Source organism: Nitrospiraceae bacterium, from assembly GCA_020632595.1.
Classification (GTDB): Bacteria; Nitrospirota; Nitrospiria; order Nitrospirales; family UBA8639; genus Nitrospira_E.
In genome coordinates this window covers 193338-209947 of record JACKFF010000004.1, presented here as the reverse complement: position 1 = coordinate 209947, position 16610 = coordinate 193338, and the positions used below count along the sequence as shown (strand labels likewise).

General features: G+C 50.5%; 17 protein-coding genes. 8 read left to right on the top strand and 9 right to left on the bottom strand.

Translation table 11 applies throughout. The features are described from left to right. Positions 1-3: 3 nt before the first annotated feature. The 6 genes from H6750_10095 to H6750_10070 all read left to right on the top strand — a co-directional run bounded on the left by H6750_10095 (position 4) and on the right by H6750_10070 (position 5036). Positions 4-1464 carry an NAD(P)/FAD-dependent oxidoreductase gene (locus tag H6750_10095; protein MCB9774659.1) on the top strand — a complete coding sequence of 487 codons (1461 nt, stop codon included), beginning with the start codon at positions 4-6 and terminating at the stop codon, positions 1462-1464. Between the two features lie 43 nt (positions 1465-1507). Further along, complete coding sequence (locus tag H6750_10090; protein ID MCB9774658.1) at positions 1508-1702, top strand: hypothetical protein; 195 nt, start codon at positions 1508-1510, stop codon at positions 1700-1702. Next, a complete protein-coding gene (locus H6750_10085; GenBank protein MCB9774657.1) occupies positions 1702-2178 on the top strand; it encodes a hypothetical protein in 477 nt (158 codons plus the stop codon). Before H6750_10090 ends, H6750_10085 begins: the two co-directional genes overlap by 1 nt. Before the next feature lie 83 nt (positions 2179-2261). Continuing rightward, positions 2262-2900: a hypothetical protein gene (locus H6750_10080; protein ID MCB9774656.1), complete on the top strand. Its 639-nt coding sequence runs from the start codon at positions 2262-2264 to the stop codon at positions 2898-2900. Next, on the top strand, positions 2881-3465 hold the full coding sequence (locus H6750_10075) for a hypothetical protein (protein ID MCB9774655.1): 585 nt from the start codon (positions 2881-2883) through the stop codon (positions 3463-3465). Before H6750_10080 ends, H6750_10075 begins: the two co-directional genes overlap by 20 nt. Before the next feature lie 137 nt (positions 3466-3602). Beyond that, positions 3603-5036 (top strand): glycoside hydrolase family 13 protein, encoded by a 1434-nt coding sequence (locus tag H6750_10070; GenBank protein MCB9774654.1) that lies wholly within the window; start codon positions 3603-3605, stop codon positions 5034-5036. A 99-nt stretch (positions 5037-5135) separates the two neighbouring features. On the opposite strand, the gene H6750_10065 is transcribed toward H6750_10070, so the two are convergent. Beyond that, positions 5136-6665 carry a glucose-6-phosphate dehydrogenase gene (locus H6750_10065; protein ID MCB9774653.1) on the bottom strand — a complete coding sequence of 510 codons (1530 nt, stop codon included), beginning with the start codon at positions 6663-6665 and terminating at the stop codon, positions 5136-5138. 574 nt (positions 6666-7239) lie between these two features. On the opposite strand from H6750_10065, the gene H6750_10060 reads away from it, so the two are divergent. Then, entirely contained in the window at positions 7240-7830 is a 591-nt protein-coding gene (locus tag H6750_10060; GenBank protein ID MCB9774652.1) for a hypothetical protein, read from the top strand. A gap of 8 nt (positions 7831-7838) precedes the next feature. Next, the gene (locus H6750_10055) at positions 7839-8333 is read left to right on the top strand and encodes a metallophosphoesterase family protein (GenBank protein ID MCB9774651.1); all 495 of its coding nucleotides are present in this window, start codon (positions 7839-7841) and stop codon (positions 8331-8333) included. Positions 8334-8522: 189 nt separating this feature from the next. Here the strand turns inward: H6750_10055 and H6750_10050 are convergent, their stop codons facing one another. The 8 genes from H6750_10050 to trpE all read right to left on the bottom strand — a co-directional run bounded on the left by H6750_10050 (position 8523) and on the right by trpE (position 16571). Beyond that, positions 8523-8723 carry a hypothetical protein gene (locus tag H6750_10050; protein MCB9774650.1) on the bottom strand — a complete coding sequence of 67 codons (201 nt, stop codon included), beginning with the start codon at positions 8721-8723 and terminating at the stop codon, positions 8523-8525. An 881-nt stretch (positions 8724-9604) separates the two neighbouring features. After that, entirely contained in the window at positions 9605-10447 is an 843-nt protein-coding gene (locus tag H6750_10045) for a tryptophan synthase subunit alpha (protein MCB9774649.1), read from the bottom strand. An 80-nt stretch (positions 10448-10527) separates the two neighbouring features. Further along, positions 10528-11721: a tryptophan synthase subunit beta gene (gene trpB, locus H6750_10040; protein ID MCB9774648.1), complete on the bottom strand. Its 1194-nt coding sequence runs from the start codon at positions 11719-11721 to the stop codon at positions 10528-10530. Between the two features lie 54 nt (positions 11722-11775). After that, on the bottom strand, positions 11776-12405 hold the full coding sequence (locus tag H6750_10035; protein ID MCB9774647.1) for a phosphoribosylanthranilate isomerase: 630 nt from the start codon (positions 12403-12405) through the stop codon (positions 11776-11778). Positions 12406-12558: 153 nt separating this feature from the next. After that, the gene (gene trpC / locus H6750_10030) at positions 12559-13404 is read right to left on the bottom strand and encodes an indole-3-glycerol phosphate synthase TrpC (protein MCB9774646.1); all 846 of its coding nucleotides are present in this window, start codon (positions 13402-13404) and stop codon (positions 12559-12561) included. Next, positions 13401-14426, bottom strand: a complete 1026-nt coding sequence (trpD, locus tag H6750_10025; protein ID MCB9774645.1) for an anthranilate phosphoribosyltransferase — start codon at positions 14424-14426, stop codon at positions 13401-13403. Before trpD ends, trpC begins: the two co-directional genes overlap by 4 nt. A 40-nt stretch (positions 14427-14466) precedes the next feature. Beyond that, a complete protein-coding gene (locus tag H6750_10020; GenBank protein MCB9774644.1) occupies positions 14467-15054 on the bottom strand; it encodes an aminodeoxychorismate/anthranilate synthase component II in 588 nt (195 codons plus the stop codon). A 20-nt stretch (positions 15055-15074) separates the two neighbouring features. Then, a complete protein-coding gene (gene trpE, locus H6750_10015) occupies positions 15075-16571 on the bottom strand; it encodes an anthranilate synthase component I (GenBank protein ID MCB9774643.1) in 1497 nt (498 codons plus the stop codon). Positions 16572-16610 lie beyond the last annotated feature (39 nt).

The window sequence follows — 16610 nt, the reverse complement described above, 5'->3', positions numbered from 1 at the left end:
TCGATGACGTATGATGTGATTGTAGTTGGAGCCGGACCGGGAGGGAGCAGCACCGCGGCGTTTACGGCACGGAAGGGGCTGTCGACCTTAATCCTTGATCGATCGGATTTTCCGCGGGATAAGGTCTGTGGGGATGGGTTGACCCCTCAAGCTTTATATTGGCTGGACCAGTTGGGCTGTATCGACGAAGTGCTGACTCACACGAAATCCTGCATTAAAACGTGCGACCTCTTTATTAACGGGAAATTACTGCTGACCGGAGGGTTTCCGAATACCACGCAGTATCCTGATTTTTGCGTGTTGTTGGATCGCCGGCGTTTTGATCACATTCTTCTTCAACATGCCGTGGCCTCCGGAGCCGAATTCCAAGCGAACTCACTTGTTCGAGAAATTTACCAGACTCCCGATCATGCCCGCGTTATCCTGGATCATAAAGGGCAGCGCATGGAAGTACAGGGAAAAATTGTTATCGGGGCAGACGGCGTGAGTTCCGTCGTGTCCCGCTCTATCGGGAATGTCTTAAAAAATGGAGCGACCGCCCTTTCACTCCGAGCCTATTACCAAAATGTGGAGGCTGAAGGCGCCCAGATCAAGGTGTATTTCGATGAGCGTTTTTTCCCCGGGTATGCCTGGGTCTTTGTGGACGATGACGGCTTTGCCAATATCGGGTTGGGGTACGCGTTTGATAAGCCGTTTCCCATGATCCCGAATCTGAAGCAGGTGTTCCAAGATTTTCTGGATCAGGATCTGGGCCACCTCTTGCGTCATGCCTCACGGTGCGGAGCCGTTTCAGGTGGGGCTGTCTCATTTTTTAAACCCAAGGCTATCGTGGCAGATCGGGTGATGCTGGTGGGTGACGCGGCTAATCAAGCTGATCCGCTGAATGGCGGAGGTATTCATAAAGCGATGGAAGGGGCGTATTTAGCTGCCGAAACCGCGCATCAGGCCGTGTTGAGTGGGGATTGTTCCGTCCGTGTCCTTCAACAATACCAAACGCAATGGGAACAACAATTTGAGTTAGACTGGCGGACGGGGGAATTATTTTTATCCGTAGCCAAAAATCCCGATTTGAAAGAATTCTGTCTGTTTGTCCTTGCCAACATTGCTCGGATGACCACGCATGACCGGCAATTTCAAGAATTCTGTAGTGGAGTGTTCAGCGGGGTCCTTTCTCAGAATATCTGTCTTGTTCCGCAAGCCTTGTTTCATGCGATGCCACGTAATCCGGCGGCCTGGCTGGCTATGTTACAATTAGACGAAAAAGGATTAGTGACGGGGCCTCTGAGTCTGGCTGTCGACGCAGTAACCAGTAGTGCGAAAGCGTCAAGTCGCATGCTGATGAGTCCTTGGCAAAGTTTAAACTGGAGCCTCGAGGTGATGACCAAAGTTCTTCGGCTGGCCAGGGGCCATGCTGAAGGATCATTCACGTCGACAGGCCCCGCATCGGAAAAATGTCCAATTTGATCACCGGCAGGGATTCCAACCCGTCCGGAGAAAGGTACCCGACATGGCCACCGTTATAGAATCCGTCAACAAACTCATCAATCAGACTTCCACACAAATCCTAGAGAATCATATCCCTCAAAAAATGGCCGACATGGTCAATACCGTGGTCAATACGGGCTTCCAGATTGTGGAAGATGTGTTGAAGATTACCCAGGATTTGACGAAAGCATCGGACTCTAACCAAGGAGATTCCTAATGCATCACCATTTACCGCATTGCTGTGTTTCGACGTCCCACCATTCGTCACCGCATTATCACACGGCTGGTCATCGCAGCATGGTTCCAGTGGGGTATCCGGTCCTGATGCCGATGCCATATTACCCGTCCGTCGGGTATCCCGCGTACGGCTGGGGAGCTCAGGCCACCCATTCCATGCCTCTTCCTCAGGAAGTCAGTGTGGACAGCGCAACCGGCATGAAAGAAGTGTTGATCGGAGGAACCACCAACGCCTCATTGACACTGGAATACGCGCCGGATGCCGGGGCGACTTCCCCCTTGGTCAAGGTCACTGTGGACCTTGATGGGAGTACCTCAACATGGCAGGAAACCTCAATCACTGACGGCTATCATGTGAAATCGCATTTGCTGTCCATCGAGCCAGGGGCTAGGGTGACGTTGGAAACGACGGAGGCGATGGCCCGATTGCGCTGGTGCGAAACAGTCTGCTGTTGATCGGATCGGGATCTTTCAATCGGAGGCCTATTGCCTTTTGAAGGGCTATTCAATTTGAGGAAAGATTAAGGAAGGGCACACCAATGAATTACACTCAGCCGATGTTTTCTGGAATTCCCGCTCATGCGTATTCTAATGCCGGAGCCTTTTCCGGACCACACTTTCAGCATGGGGGCCCCGGGTTTTGTCCTGGTTGTTGCCATCCCAGGGCTAAATGTTGTTGTGGGCTTCGGGAATGCCGGAAGGAAGCCAAGGAATTGCTGGTTGAAGCGGACACCAGTGTCGACGGAAAGACAGATCCCAATTCCATGGTCCTCCAACGAGTCCGTGCAATGGCCATGTTCACGGCTCCGGTTGAGATGTCAGCCGGCGAGACACCTGGCAGGAACGCAGAAACGAAGGCAGCCGTGGCTCCGATTGTCGGTGAGGTGGATGTGCGAGGAAAAGCCGGAATCGGCAAGGCCTTTATTGGGGGAGGATGTTGCGTGCATCTTTCCATTGAATATACCCCGACGAATGCCGCATCGACTGCACCTGCGTTAGTTTTTGTGGTCGTACAGGACAGCGAAAAAACGACTCTAGGCTGGATGAAACAGGCCAACCCTCAGGACGGCTATCAAATTAAGGAAGGAATTATCACCACCAAGCCAGGTGCCCATTTGACGGTCCTGGTCGTCAACATGACGGCCAGGGTTCGATGGTGTGAAGTCTTTAGTTGTTAACCGGTTTAACCAGGAGATGATGATGGCGGCAACCCCAAAAGGTTCATCAAAAGAGAAAAAGGTCGGCGCAGCGAACAAAGCCAAAGTGGAATTCCAGGAATATAAAAAACGAATCCAACACGCTCCGGGAATGGAACCCCGTGGCCCGCAGTTCGGCACGGGTGCGACAGGAATGCCTCACATGCCGATGGGATGGCCACTTCCCCCTATGACCGGTTTCTTACCTCAGATTCCCCAGATGACTGGTTTGCATCCTGCCTCAGGCCAACCTGCGGGTGAAACGGGTGGAGAGATCGCTAACCGGGTAGGGGAAACCTTGAAGTTGGGGATGGATCTTCTGAACTCTGGGTTGGGGGTCGGATTACGGTTTCTTCAGGGGTTAGCCAGCTCTGAATATCATCATGGACACCCAGGATGGGGCCACCCCCACGGGGCCGGCGATCATTTTCATGGATCTCATGGATATGGGTGTCAAATGACCTGTGGCTGCGATTGCGTGGATTGTTGTCAGTCCTTCGGGTGTGCCAGCTGTGGGTGTTCTCCCAGTGTAGGCTCGTGTTGTTAGACGTTAGTTTTGAACGATTGCCGCCGGATTTCTTCCTCTTCCTCTAGCCCGGAGTTTCTTATGACTCCGGGTTTCGTTTTTTCTTTGCACACCAATGTTCATCTCCTACCCGTGAAAGAGTTTTTGATTGTAAATCTATGAGACGTCATCAGTCTGCTTCTGACATATCCTGGACGCGTGAGGCCATAATCTATCAGATCTTTCCTGACCGGTTTGCGCGGGATAGCCAACTGCCCAAGCAAGGATCTGGTTTCGTATCCTGGGGATCCAAGCCCACAGCACATGGATTTATGGGAGGTACGCTGCGAGGAATCACTGAGCGTTTTGATTATCTTCTGGACCTTGGAGTCAATCTGATTTATCTGGCCCCCATTTTTTGTGCCTCGGCCAATCATCGATACAATACTTATGATTACTATAGGATTGATCCCCGTCTTGGTACATTGGCTGATTTTCAGACTCTGTTATCCAGAGCTCATGCGAATGGCATTCGCGTATTGTTGGATGGCGTATTCAATCATTGCGGCCGGGGATTCTTTCCCTTTTATGATGTCATGGAACGTGGTCCGGCTTCCCCCTTCACCTCCTGGTTTTTCATTACACAATTTCCGGTCAATGCGTTCGGGCGGTTTCGTTACCGGGGTTGGCAGGAACGGCCTTTCATGCCCATTCTCAATTTAGCCAATCCTGCCACCCGTCGGTATTTTCTGGACGTCGCAGCTTATTGGACAAGTCAGGGTATCGATGGATGGCGGTTGGATGCGGTGGCTGATGTCCGTGGGCATCGGTTTTGGAAGGCGCTCTGGCAGGAGGTGAAAACCATAAATCCGTCCTCGTATATGGTGGCGGAAATCTGGGGTCCTGGTTGTTCCTGGATTCGGGATGGACAATTTGACGGTGGAACGAACTACGTACTCCGTCAGATCATCTTGGACTACTTTATTCACGGTTCTATTTCAACCAGGGCATTCGTGTCTCGCGTGAGTAAGCTCCTCCGGATGTATCCATGGGAGAAGACCTTAGCGATGATGAACGTGTTAGGGTCCCATGACACTGAACGTCTTTATGATTTAGCCCGGGGAAATATGTTACGCCTGAAGTTAGCCATGTTGTTTCAGTTTGTCTATCCAGGGATTCCGGCCTTGTATTATGGGGATGAAATCGGAATGAAGGGAGGGAAGGACCCCGACAATCGTCGGGGCATGGAATGGAATCACCGTAAATGGAATCATGAGTTGCGGAATTACACCAAACAGCTAATTGCAATCCGGAAATCTTTTCCAATATTTCGAGAAGGGAACTGGACTGTGGTCCAGGTACTCTCAAGTCAACAGTGTTGTGTCTTTTTGAGAAAGACGCAAAGAACCTTTGGTTTTATCCTTATTCATAATGATGATCACCCCACCTCCATTCACATTGATATTGCCCAGTGGGTGGGGAAGACCCCCCAATGGCTTGAGGACCAGCTTACTGGACACACGTTCAAGTGTGAACAAGGAAAAGTTGTCTTATCCGGCCTGGGACCACGATCAGGAATGATACTGACTCCGGTTAGGCCGATTGTCGCGTGAAAAATATGAGTGACCGCCCTTGATGAGGCTGAAAGCCAATTTTTCTGAAACGCATCGATTTTAACAGCAGGTGACATTCGCCGACATTCAACGATTTCCTTATCCGTGGTTTCTCCACATTCGGCCGTCCCTGGCCAGCAAGGCATCCGCTTCCGGCGGTCCCCAGCTCCCTGAGCTATAGGGACGAATGGCATGCGAGCCCAGGCTTTCCCACACTTTGACAATGGGATCGACGATACTCCAGCCCACCTCGACGCTATCACTTCGCTGAAAAAGTGTGGCATCTCCAGCCATCACGTCGTGCAGGAGCGTCTCATAGCCCGTGCTCGGGGCATCACCGAAATATTCCGCATATTGGAAATCCATATCCACCGTCCCGACCTTGACTTTGGGACCTGGAATTTTGGCCCCAAAACTGAGGGAAATGCCTTCATCCGGTTGAATGCGAATGACGAGGACGTTCGGCGTGAGTCGGTCGACGGGAGTTTTACGAAATAACATCAGCGGGGCAGATTTAAACTGAATGACCACTTCGGTGACCCGGGTGTGCAACCGTTTGCCGGTCCGCAGATAAAAGGGCACGCCTTCCCAGCGCCAACTTTCAATACCTAAGGTCATTGCGGCGAAGGTTTCCGTCAAGGAAGCTGGATCGACATCCTTCTCCATTCGATAGGGAAGGACACTGTGACCATTAATCGATCCGGCCTCATATTGTCCGGCAACTGTTGATTGCAAAACCTCGACGGGGTTCATTGGCTGGATGGCACGGAGCACCTTGGCTTTCTCGTTTCTGACCGCTTCGGGATCAAATGTATTCGGTGGTTCCATCGCCACGAAAGCCAAGATTTGCAGGAGGTGATTGGAGACCATGTCTCGGAGCGCACCGGCTTTTTCATAATAGGCTCCGCGATGCTCAACCCCTAACGTTTCCGCAACCGTGATTTGGACATGATCAATATATTGACGGTTCCAGATTGGTTCAAAGATGCCGTTCGCAAAGCGGAATATTAAAATGTTTTGAACAGTTTCTTTGCCAAGATAATGATCGATCCGGTAAATCTGACTTTCATCGAGCACCTGTCTCAGAGCTTGATTGAGCGACCGTGCCGATGGCAAATCATGACCGAAGGGTTTTTCAATGACGATACGACGGGAAAAATCTTTTCGGTGTTCGACTAATCCCTTGGCGCCCAATTGCGCAACGATTTCCGCAAAAAATGTTGGAGCGGTGGCCATGTAATAGAGAAAATTTCCCTGGGTCCCATGGGCGGTATTTAATTGTGTCAACAGAGACTGAAGGCGTTCGTAGGTTTGAGGATCCCGGAAATCCCCTGACAGATAATGCAGGCGATCAAGGAGCCATTCTTTGATGGAGGCATCGATGGGGCGGGGACATAACTCATCGATGTCCTGACGGATCTTCTCCCGAAACTCATCCGTATGCATGGGAATCCCATCTATGCCAAGGATGGCAAATTCTTGAGGGAGATGATGACTTGAGGCCAGGTTATATAACGCGGGAATCAATTTTCTCTTCGTGAGATCTCCCTGGGCCCCAAATATGATAAATAAGGTGGGCGGTCGCGTTTGCCCATTACTGGGTTGTTGGAAGAGAGGACTTTCTTTCATTTCATCGGCGTGGTCGAACACTGGATGGGAAGTTTTCACTGACTCTCTTACCTTTCCGGAAGCGTCATTCGCATCGGGGATCCATGGAGAATATAATCCAGCCCAGGAATGAAACGGGATTCCTCATAATGGTCTTTGCCTGATAAAAAAGGCTGCGACAATGCCACGCAGCCCTTATAACCGTGACCGTTGTATTTATTACTATACCATTTCCAGGGATAAGCGCTATCCACGCCTGACTGTCCGGAGTTCCCATAGGGGATTGAGGAACACCGGTGCGTTCTGAATGATGTGGGCTTTCCAGAAAAAGCTACTCCGATAGATGAGCCATGGAAGGTTCAATGGGATTCACAAACGGGGATGGTCAGATTCCCGAAGGAGGACAGGTCTTTTCCTTTAGCCTGAGCAGATTGATCTGGTTGCCCATGGGTTTCACCATCAATCATCGCACAAGGTCCTCCAGGTAAGGGGCGGGGCGGGCGGATAATATGATCCAGAACGCCATGCTCGACATATGACGCTTATGCTATGATCACTCAAAAGATTTTTCTTTTACCCAATTCTGTTTAGGCCTATGCCGCCTTTTCAGTTATTTCCTAACCTTCCTCCCAAAACAGCCTTTTGGAAGGAGGCCTGCACACACCCAACATTATTTCCCGCCTATCTGAGTGCGTTGGTCCTCGTAATTTTGCTTGGTGATTACCTGGCAGGTCCAACCATTCAGTTTCCTATTTTGTATTTGATTCCGGTGTCGCTCGCCTCCTGGTATAGGGGATTTTCCTGGGGACTGACATTTGCTGTGACGTTGTCTCTTATCAGATTACTTTTTAATATACAGTTTTGGTCGGTTTCCCTCACCATATTAGATGCCTCCATTAACACGGTGATCAGAATCCTTGTCCTGGGCGGGGCGGCATTCCTGGTCAGTCGAACCGCTATGCAAACACGAGCCTTAGCCAACAGAGTCAACGTATTGGAGGGTTGTCTTCCTATTTGCAGTTTTTGCAAAAAGATTCGTGATGACAACAATAACTGGCAACCGCTCGAACAATTTATTGGTGATCGATCCAACGCCCACTTTACCCATGGTTTTTGTCCGGAGTGCGGCCAACGCCATTACGGGGAATTTTACAAAACGGGGGATAGACCGACAATAGAATCCTGACTTGTAGGATGAGAGTATGGAGTAAGCAAGAGAAGATGATCGGGATTATTTCTGACACGCACGGATTAGTGCGTCCCCAAATAATTGCGGCTTTGACCGGTGCGGAATTGATTATCCACGCCGGAGACATCGGAAGCCCTGGCGTCCTGAAGTCACTGGAGGCGATTGCTCCGGTGATTGCCGTCCGTGGAAATAATGATCAGGACCCTTGGGCTGAGAAGATTCCCCTGACGAATGTTGTCGAACATCAATCGTATTGTTTTTATGTTGTGCATGAACTGGATCACTTGGATGTAGATCCGGTTGCCTCGGAATTTTCTGCCGTTATTTTTGGTCATTCTCATCGTCCCTCTGCCGAGAGACGTAAGGGAATACTCTACCTGAATCCTGGCAGTGCAGGCCCTCGTCGGTTTACTCTCCCGATTTCCGTGGCCCGTCTTCATTTGACGGATACCGGCCTTACTCCTGAAATTATCGAGATTCATAGTGGGGATAAGCGGTGAGTCTTCCAGGAATGGCCTAGTCAACTCTTATAAAACACTTGAGACATGAGAGCTTTGCCGATTGCTCCCTGATCAATGTAATCTCGCTTTGCCAAAACCTTTGGGGATGTGAACATGAAGCCAGGATAAGAGCATGGAGTTGATCGATAGGCGTAATGCAAGAACGCATTGAGGACAGTCATTGCATGATTAGGTTTCTAGATATAAACGAAGGGTATTTTCATGTCCCAACGTGACATGTCCGACTTTGCATTCTCCACTCAAGGAGCAGGTGCGTTTGATCGCCAGCACGACCGCAGGACTTTCATCAGAGCGATAAATAACATCTTCAATGCGAATTTCCACCGCTTTTTCCTGATCTTCCTTGTCTAGGTATTCGGTTTCACCCATGAACAACCCCTTGTTAATTATGGACGTTTTGGCATTTCGATGCTGTTTACTAAACCAAGAACCATGCCAAAAGTTTCGGAGACTGGATGGCATAAAATCCTTGAAAACCTGGTAAGTTTTACCTTTTTGGTGCTGTGTAAATTTTGACACCAGGCAAGGACTGCCCGGGCTAGGTAAAAAGATTTGCCGGATTTTTCTGGAAATCGGCATAAGGAGGGAGACGGATATCTTCCTCTTCTCTAGAAGGAGCCACATGATATAGGGGGATGCGACAGCAACCAATCGGTTCATTGTTCCAGGGCTCATCATCATGGAAGGGAAAGTGGTTCGTTCCTAAGGGTCTTCATTTCAGGGTTATACATGTCCTGGTCCTCAATGGAGTTCAACCTAAAAGAAGAGTAGACAGCTCTAAGACTAGATGGGCTGAGGCATTGGCCCAAGAGTTTGCCAATCTGGCAAACGAGGATGGGGCAGTTCGTCCGGCTGTATACTGAAAGGCCATGTAGGATGGTTGGATCTACCATTGAGGGGCGTCTCTCAATCGTTGACCTTGTTGTCCTCTAACGGGTGGATTGGACATCGAAACGGGGAAGAATCCGTGAAAGATGCGGGATGCGCCTGACAGCCCCTTTTCCTGCTGAACTTCGAGTGGAAGCTTCGCGGAATTTTTTTTGGAAGAAGCCGTCTCACCTCCCTGTTTTAAAGAAGTTGGTGAAGCTTCCCTTCGTCGGAAAGTTCCATACCCGGATGAGGAAAGGGATGATTCAGTTCCAAGCCAACCGTGGCAGTAAGAGCCGCCGACAATCAGGAATGACTCAGTCGCTTATGGCCTTTGAAGCTGCTGTTTGAACACAACCAGCATTTTGGAAGGTGCAGGGGCCCTATGGCTTTTGCCTAAGGATAGCCGACGGTTTTGCTGTGACGGGCGTGAGGACGGATTTCCATTGTTGTGCCATGCCCTGAATGTTGGTGAGAAATGATGGGGCGAAATGGTGTTCGCTAATGTATCGAACCAGGGCGCTTCCAATAATGACGCCATCCGCAAATTGTCCAACCTCTCTGGCCTGCTCGGCGGAGGCAATTCCAAATCCCACTGCCACAGGTTTTCGTGAGGCTCGTTGCAGCTGTTGGACGCTTTGGCGCACCAGGCTGAGATCGGTCAGCTTGGCCCCGGTAATGCCGGTAAGAGAGACATAATAAATAAATCCATGTGATCGCTGGATCACCGCTCGTCGTCGTTCCGCCGTGCTGGTGGGAGCAAGTAGAAAGATACTCACCGGTCCTCCCGCTGCTTGAGTGGCGTGATAAAGACGGTCGGATTCTTCCGGAGGCAAATCCGGCACGATGATGCCATCGATGCCCGCATCAACGGCAGTGGCACAAAAATCCGGGATCCCCATGGCCATGAGGCTGTTGTAATAAGTCATCAAAATAAGGGGAATAGACGTCTTTTTTCTCAGGTTGGCGACAGTGAAAAGAATATTTTTAAGGGTAGTCCCTGAGCGCAGAGACCGTTCTGCTGCTTGTTGAATCACCGGACCATCGGCGATAGGATCCGAAAATGGCACACCCAATTCGATCAGGTCGGCCCCACCCCGTTCCAACGCTAATACAAGAGATTCCGTCATCGCTAGGGTCGGATCGCCAGCCATGATGTATGGGATGAGGGCTTTTTCACCCTTGGAGTGGAGTTGTGCAAATGTGGCTTGAATGCGATTGCTCATGTCAGAACATTTCCAATGTACCGGAGGACCTGGTGGCCTTCGTGGCCTGGTGATTCTCTGTCCACTGAGTATGCCCTCTCCTAGAGAGGAATTCCGCGCATTTTGGCTAATTGTTGAACATCTTTATCTCCGCGCCCGGAGAGATTCATAATTAAGATCTGCGACTTTTTCATCGTGGGTGCCAGCTTAACGACTTCTGCAACCGCATGGGCACTTTCCAATGCGGGAATGATGCCTTCTTCCTTGGCGAGTAAGTCGAACGCGGCTAAGGCTTCAGCATCCGTTGCGGAGGTGTAACGGATGCGTCCGGTATCATGATAGTAACTGTGTTCAGGACCGACTGCCGGATAGTCCAATCCCGCAGACACTGAATGGGTGGGATTGACCTGACCATCCTCATTCTGGAGAAGATAGGTCATCGTGCCATGCAAAACGCCGGGTTTTCCTCCTGCAAAGCGCGCGGCATGTTTCCCGCTTTCTATCCCGTACCCGCCGGCTTCTACGCCGACCATTTTGACTTGGGTATCTTTGACGAATGGATAAAATAATCCAATGCTATTGCTGCCACCGCCGACACAAGCAACAAGGCAATGAGGCAAACGACCTTCCAGTGCAAGGATTTGCTTTCGGGTTTCCCGACCAATCACGGATTGAAAATCCCGAACCATCATGGGGTAGGGATGGGGGCCCAGGACCGACCCAAGCAAATAGTGAGTCGTGCTTACATTGGTGGTCCAGTCCCGCATTGCCTCACTGATGGCATCCTTGAGTGTGCGGCTTCCGGAATTCACCCCCGTCACTTTAGATCCAAGTAACCGCATTCGGAAGACATTCAATGCCTGTCGTTCCATATCCTCGGTGCCCATGTAAATTTCAGCCTCCAGACCGAACATAGCGGCCACAGTGGCCACCGCGACGCCATGCTGTCCGGCACCGGTTTCGGCAATGACCCGTTTCTTTTTCATTCGTCTGGTGAGTAGGGCCTGCCCGACGGTATTGTTGATCTTATGCGCACCGGTATGACAGAGGTCTTCTCTTTTGAGGTAAATCTTGGCTCCTCCAAGGGTTTTGGTGAGACGTTCAGCGAAGAAGAGGGAAGTCGGACGACCGACAAATTGTTTCAGGCAATTCAGAAATTCCTGCTGGAAGGGCCGGCTTTTCTTAGCCGCACGATACGCCTGTTCCAGTTCATGGATGGCGGGCATCAGGATTTCCGGAGCATATTTGCCTCCGAATTGTCCGAAGCGCCCGTGTTTGTTGGGAGTGATTGCCATGAAACGCTTTACTGAAAGAGGACGTAAAAAGAAGAGAGTATAGCGATGGAATGGCTAACACACAAGACGAACCGATTGGATAAAGTCCCGAATTTTAGCCGGATCTTTACGCCCAGGACTCTGTTCCACACCGCTACTCACATCGACCCCATAGGGTTGAACCTGGCAAATAGCTTCTTGAACATTTTCAGGAGTGAGTCCTCCGGCCAACAGCATGGGAACGGCTTTGGCTACTTCGCCCGCAAGTGACCAATCGGTCGTGTGCCCGGTTCCTCCGTACGCGGTAGGAGAAAATGCATCAATGATAAATCCTCTCACGCCTATCCGTCCTTTCCATTCTGCCAATGCGAGATAGCTGCTTCTATCCCTTAGCCGAATGGCGCGTAGCACTGGACGCTGTAACGATTCACAAAAACCGGGAGATTCGTCACCGTGCAGTTGTGCCAGACTCAATCCGCAGTCATCAAATACGCGTTTTACCATATCGAGATCGTGATTGACGAAGACACCCACCGTCACCACAAAAGGGGGAAGGCTGGCAATGATATGTTGGGCGGTCGCAGGTTGGACATATCGAGGGCTTTGGGCGTAAAACACAAAACCCAATGCGTCGGCCCCTTCCTGAACTGCGAATTCGGCATCTTTCTGATTCGTAATGCCGCAAATTTTTATTTTTGTGGCCATAAAAACATTCGCCGGTTGTTAGGGAGGTTCGTAAGAACCACGGTATATGGCTTCAGTCTCATTTTTTTCTTGTCTAGTGAGGCATCTCAATGAATTTGGCCGGTTTTTGGTGTAACAGAACAGGTACAGTCGAGAGTCACCCGCAATCGAATCCTAGACCCAACGAGTGGTGGATGCTTCTTTTTTTGGAGAAGCCGGGGGATGTAATAATTCCTGAATTTTGGCTTGAATCGAGTCTGCGCGCAATAAGGACTCGCCGATCAACATGGCTTTAGCTCCGGCTTCCAGTACCCGCTCAACATGTGCACGGTTGTGGATGCCACTTTCACTAACAATCAGTCTGTCCGGTGGCATACGTTTGGCCAGCCGTTCGGTGACACTCAAATCAGTTTGAAAGGTTTTGAGATCCCGGTTGTTGATGCCGATCAGTCTGGCCAAGGGCACCCGTTCAAGGACAGTATCTAATTCCCGTTCATTATGGATTTCAATGAGCACATCGAGCGATAACTCTTGGGCAACTGTAAAAAAGTCTTCAAGCTGGAATCGGTCCAACGCGGCCGCAATCAGTAAAACACAGTCTGCTCCATAGGCCCGGGCTTCATAAAATTGAATCTCCTCGACCATAAATTCTTTATTGAGCGTGGGGAGGTGAATCGCCTCTTTGACATTGTGCAGATATTCCAAGTTCCCCTGAAAGAAATCCTGATCGGTAAGAACCGATAGGGCACTCGCTCCATGATCGCGATATTGAGAGGCGATGGTCACTGGCTCGAACTGATCGTGAAATTCCGGTCGCATCAGGCCTTGACTGGGCGAAGCTTTTTTGACTTCGGCAATTAATGCCGGAGCGGTCGACGTCAATCCCTTTTCCAATGCTTGAATAAAACCCAGGGGTCGCGTTCGATCAACAATCCGGCCCTTGAGCTCAGCCAGGTATCCCCGACTCTGTTTTCGACGCAATTCGGCTTTTTTATGTTCGAGAATACGAGAAAGAATCATGCTGCCAACTTTTTGGTCAGGGAAATGAGTTTGTCCAGCTTTTCAAATGCCGCTCCGTTGTCCACCACGCGACCGGCTTCTTCGAATCCTTCTCTCAGCGAGGTCGCTTTCTGGCAGGCGATAAAGGCCGGCGCGGCATTCATCAAGACGATATCCCTTTTGGGGCCCTTTCGTCCTCGAAAAATCTCTCGAATGATCTGGGCATTGTCTTCCGCGGTTCCTCCCAACAGTTCTTTGGGCGAAACCGGGTGAAGGCCGAAATCTTCCGGCCCGATGGAATAGCTCAGTACCCGTCCTTTTTTTCCTTCAGCAATCCCTGTGCGACTGGTTAATGAAATTTCATCCAACCCGTCCATCCCATGAAGGACAAAGCAATGTTGTGTGCCCAATCGCAATAGAACCTGGGCCAACTTTTCGTTGAGAGCCTGATCATACACTCCCAGAATCTGGATCGTGGCTCGTGCCGGATTGGCCAGTGGTCCCATGATATTCATCAAGGTACGGATCCCGAGCTCCGACCGCGGTTTGGCGCAATGCTTCATGGCTCCGTGATAAAGCGGTGCGAAGAGAAACCCAATGCCAATTTCATTGATGCAATCGGCCACCTTTTCAGGGGACAAGTCGATATTCACGCCAAGGGCACCCAACACGTCCGCACTCCCTGATTGAGAGGACACGGAGCGATTCCCATGTTTGGCAACCGTCATCCCCCCTCCCGCCACGACGAAGGCGGCGGCCGTCGAGATATTGAACGTGTGGCTTTTGTCTCCACCGGTTCCACACGTATCCACTACCTGAGGATCGGCAATAGGAATTCGAATCGCCCGTTCGCGCATGGCTCGCACTGATCCAGTGATTTCATCGATCGTTTCGCCTTTCATGCGTAAGCCCATTAAGTAGGCTGCGATTTGGGCCTCAGTGGCCCCTCCTTGCATGATTTCCCGCATGGCTTCTTCCGCTTCGAGTTCTGTGAGGTCGAGGCCCTCGGCTAATTTGGCGATGTGGTCTTTGAGTAGGGGCATGTGAACAGGCTCATGGACAGATGACTGGGAGGTCTTGGATTTAGTGGTCGGTTGAAGAGCAGACGGGTAATAATAAAAAATTCCGCAAAAGGTCCATCCCCGCCGTGGTGAGAATCGATTCAGGGTGAAATTGCACGCCTTCCGCTCCAGTTGGGATATGTCGAAGCCCCATGATTTCGCCTTCCACGGTTTCGGCTGAAATTTCAAAGCCCGTGGGCAAGGTTTCACGCTTGACGATTAAGGAATGATATCGGGTCGCTTCAAAGGGATTCGGGAGGCCTTCAAAAATTGTTTTTCCGTCATGATGGACCATGGAGGTTTTCCCATGCATAAGTCTGGGGGCTCGAATAATTTGACCTCCAAATGCATAGGCCAGGGATTGATGCCCGAGACAGACGCCAAAGACGGGGAGACGGCCGGCAAAATGCTTGATGATGGCAACAGAAATGCCCGCCTCGTTAGGTGTACAGGGGCCGGGTGATATTAATATGCGTTCAGGTGCCAGGCGGTGAATGTCATCAATTGTGAGGGCATCATTTCGAAAAATCTTAAGATCGGCTCCCAACTCTCCAAGATATTGGACAAGATTGTAGGTAAACGAATCGTAATTGTCGATAACCAGAATCATAGGGTTCTTCTCAAATCTTTTTACGCGAGACCACGTTCAGCCATTTCGATGGCTCTCATCATGGCGCCGGCTTTTGTTCGAGTTTCTTCATATTCGCGGGTAGGGTCAGAATCCGCGACAATTCCGGCACCGGCCTGAATATACGCCTTTTGTCCTTGAACGACGACCGTACGAATATTGATGCAGGTATCCATATTTCCTGAAAAACTAAAATACCCGACCGCTCCCGCATAAGGTCCCCGACGAGTGGGTTCCAACTCCTCAATGATTTGCATGGCTCGGATTTTCGGCGCACCGGACACCGTCCCGGCCGGAAAACACGCCTTCATGACATCATAGGCAGTGTATTGCGGATCTAATTCTCCCTTGACTTGAGATACAATATGCATGACATGGGAATACCGTTCAACGTTCTTGAACCGTTCAAGTCTGACTGTTCCGGTTTTGGCCACTCGGCCCACATCATTGCGACCTAAATCCACCAACATGACATGTTCGGCTAATTCCTTGTGATCGGATAAGAGATCCTGTTCCAATGCGTTGTCAGCGTCTGGCGTCTGGCCACGGGGACGGGTTCCGGCAATGGGTCTCACCACAATATGACCTTCTTCGCATCGCACAAGAATTTCTGGAGAAGATCCCACGAGTTCGACGCCGGCCATGCGTAAATAGAACATGTAGGGTGAGGGATTGAGCACCCTCAGGGCTCGATAAATCTCCAGGGGATCAGTGTGGATCGTGGTCTGCCAGCGTTGGGACATGACACCCTGGATGATATCCCCGGCCTGAATGTATTCCTTTGTCCGAAGCACCATTTTTTCAAAGTCCTCAGGAGACAGATTCGATTGAAATTTGAGTGGTGCACGTCGAATCGAGGCCGTAGGTCGCCGGCTTGGTTTATGAAGTCTGGCAATGATTGATTCAATCCGCTTGATGGCGTCTTGATAGATCTGGCGAAGTTGGGTCTTCTTTGCAGAAGTAATATGGGCATTGGCCACGACTTTGAGGGTATGGGCGACATTGTCAAAAATGAGTAAGGTATCGGTTATGCAAAACGCAAAGAGGGGAGTTTTAATCCCGGGTTTCGCTCGAGACGGAACCGGCTCAAAAGACTTGACCACGTCATAACCCAAATAACCCACTGCACCACCAACAAATCGTGGTAACCCGGGTACGACAACCGGATGATACTCTGCCATGGTATTCTGAACATGGTCCAAGGGGTTGTCCTGCAGCGGGACACGGTGTTGTTTCCGGCCTTTTTGGGTGACCACTTCGCCGTTCTCCTCCCACAACATGACGGAAGGGTGACTACCCAGGAAGGAATATCGTGCCCAGTTTTCTCCCCCTTCGATACTTTCAAATAAAAAGGCATTGGCTCCCGTATTAATTTTGGAAAATGCCGACACAGGCGTCTCGAAATCCGCCAAAATTTCTCGATAAAGGGGGACGAGGTTTCCTTGTGAGGCGAATTGGCAAAATTCATCAAAACTCACTGAATAATAAGCATTTTTCATGGATTTGACGGTAGCATATGGCCTATGAGGTGTCAACGA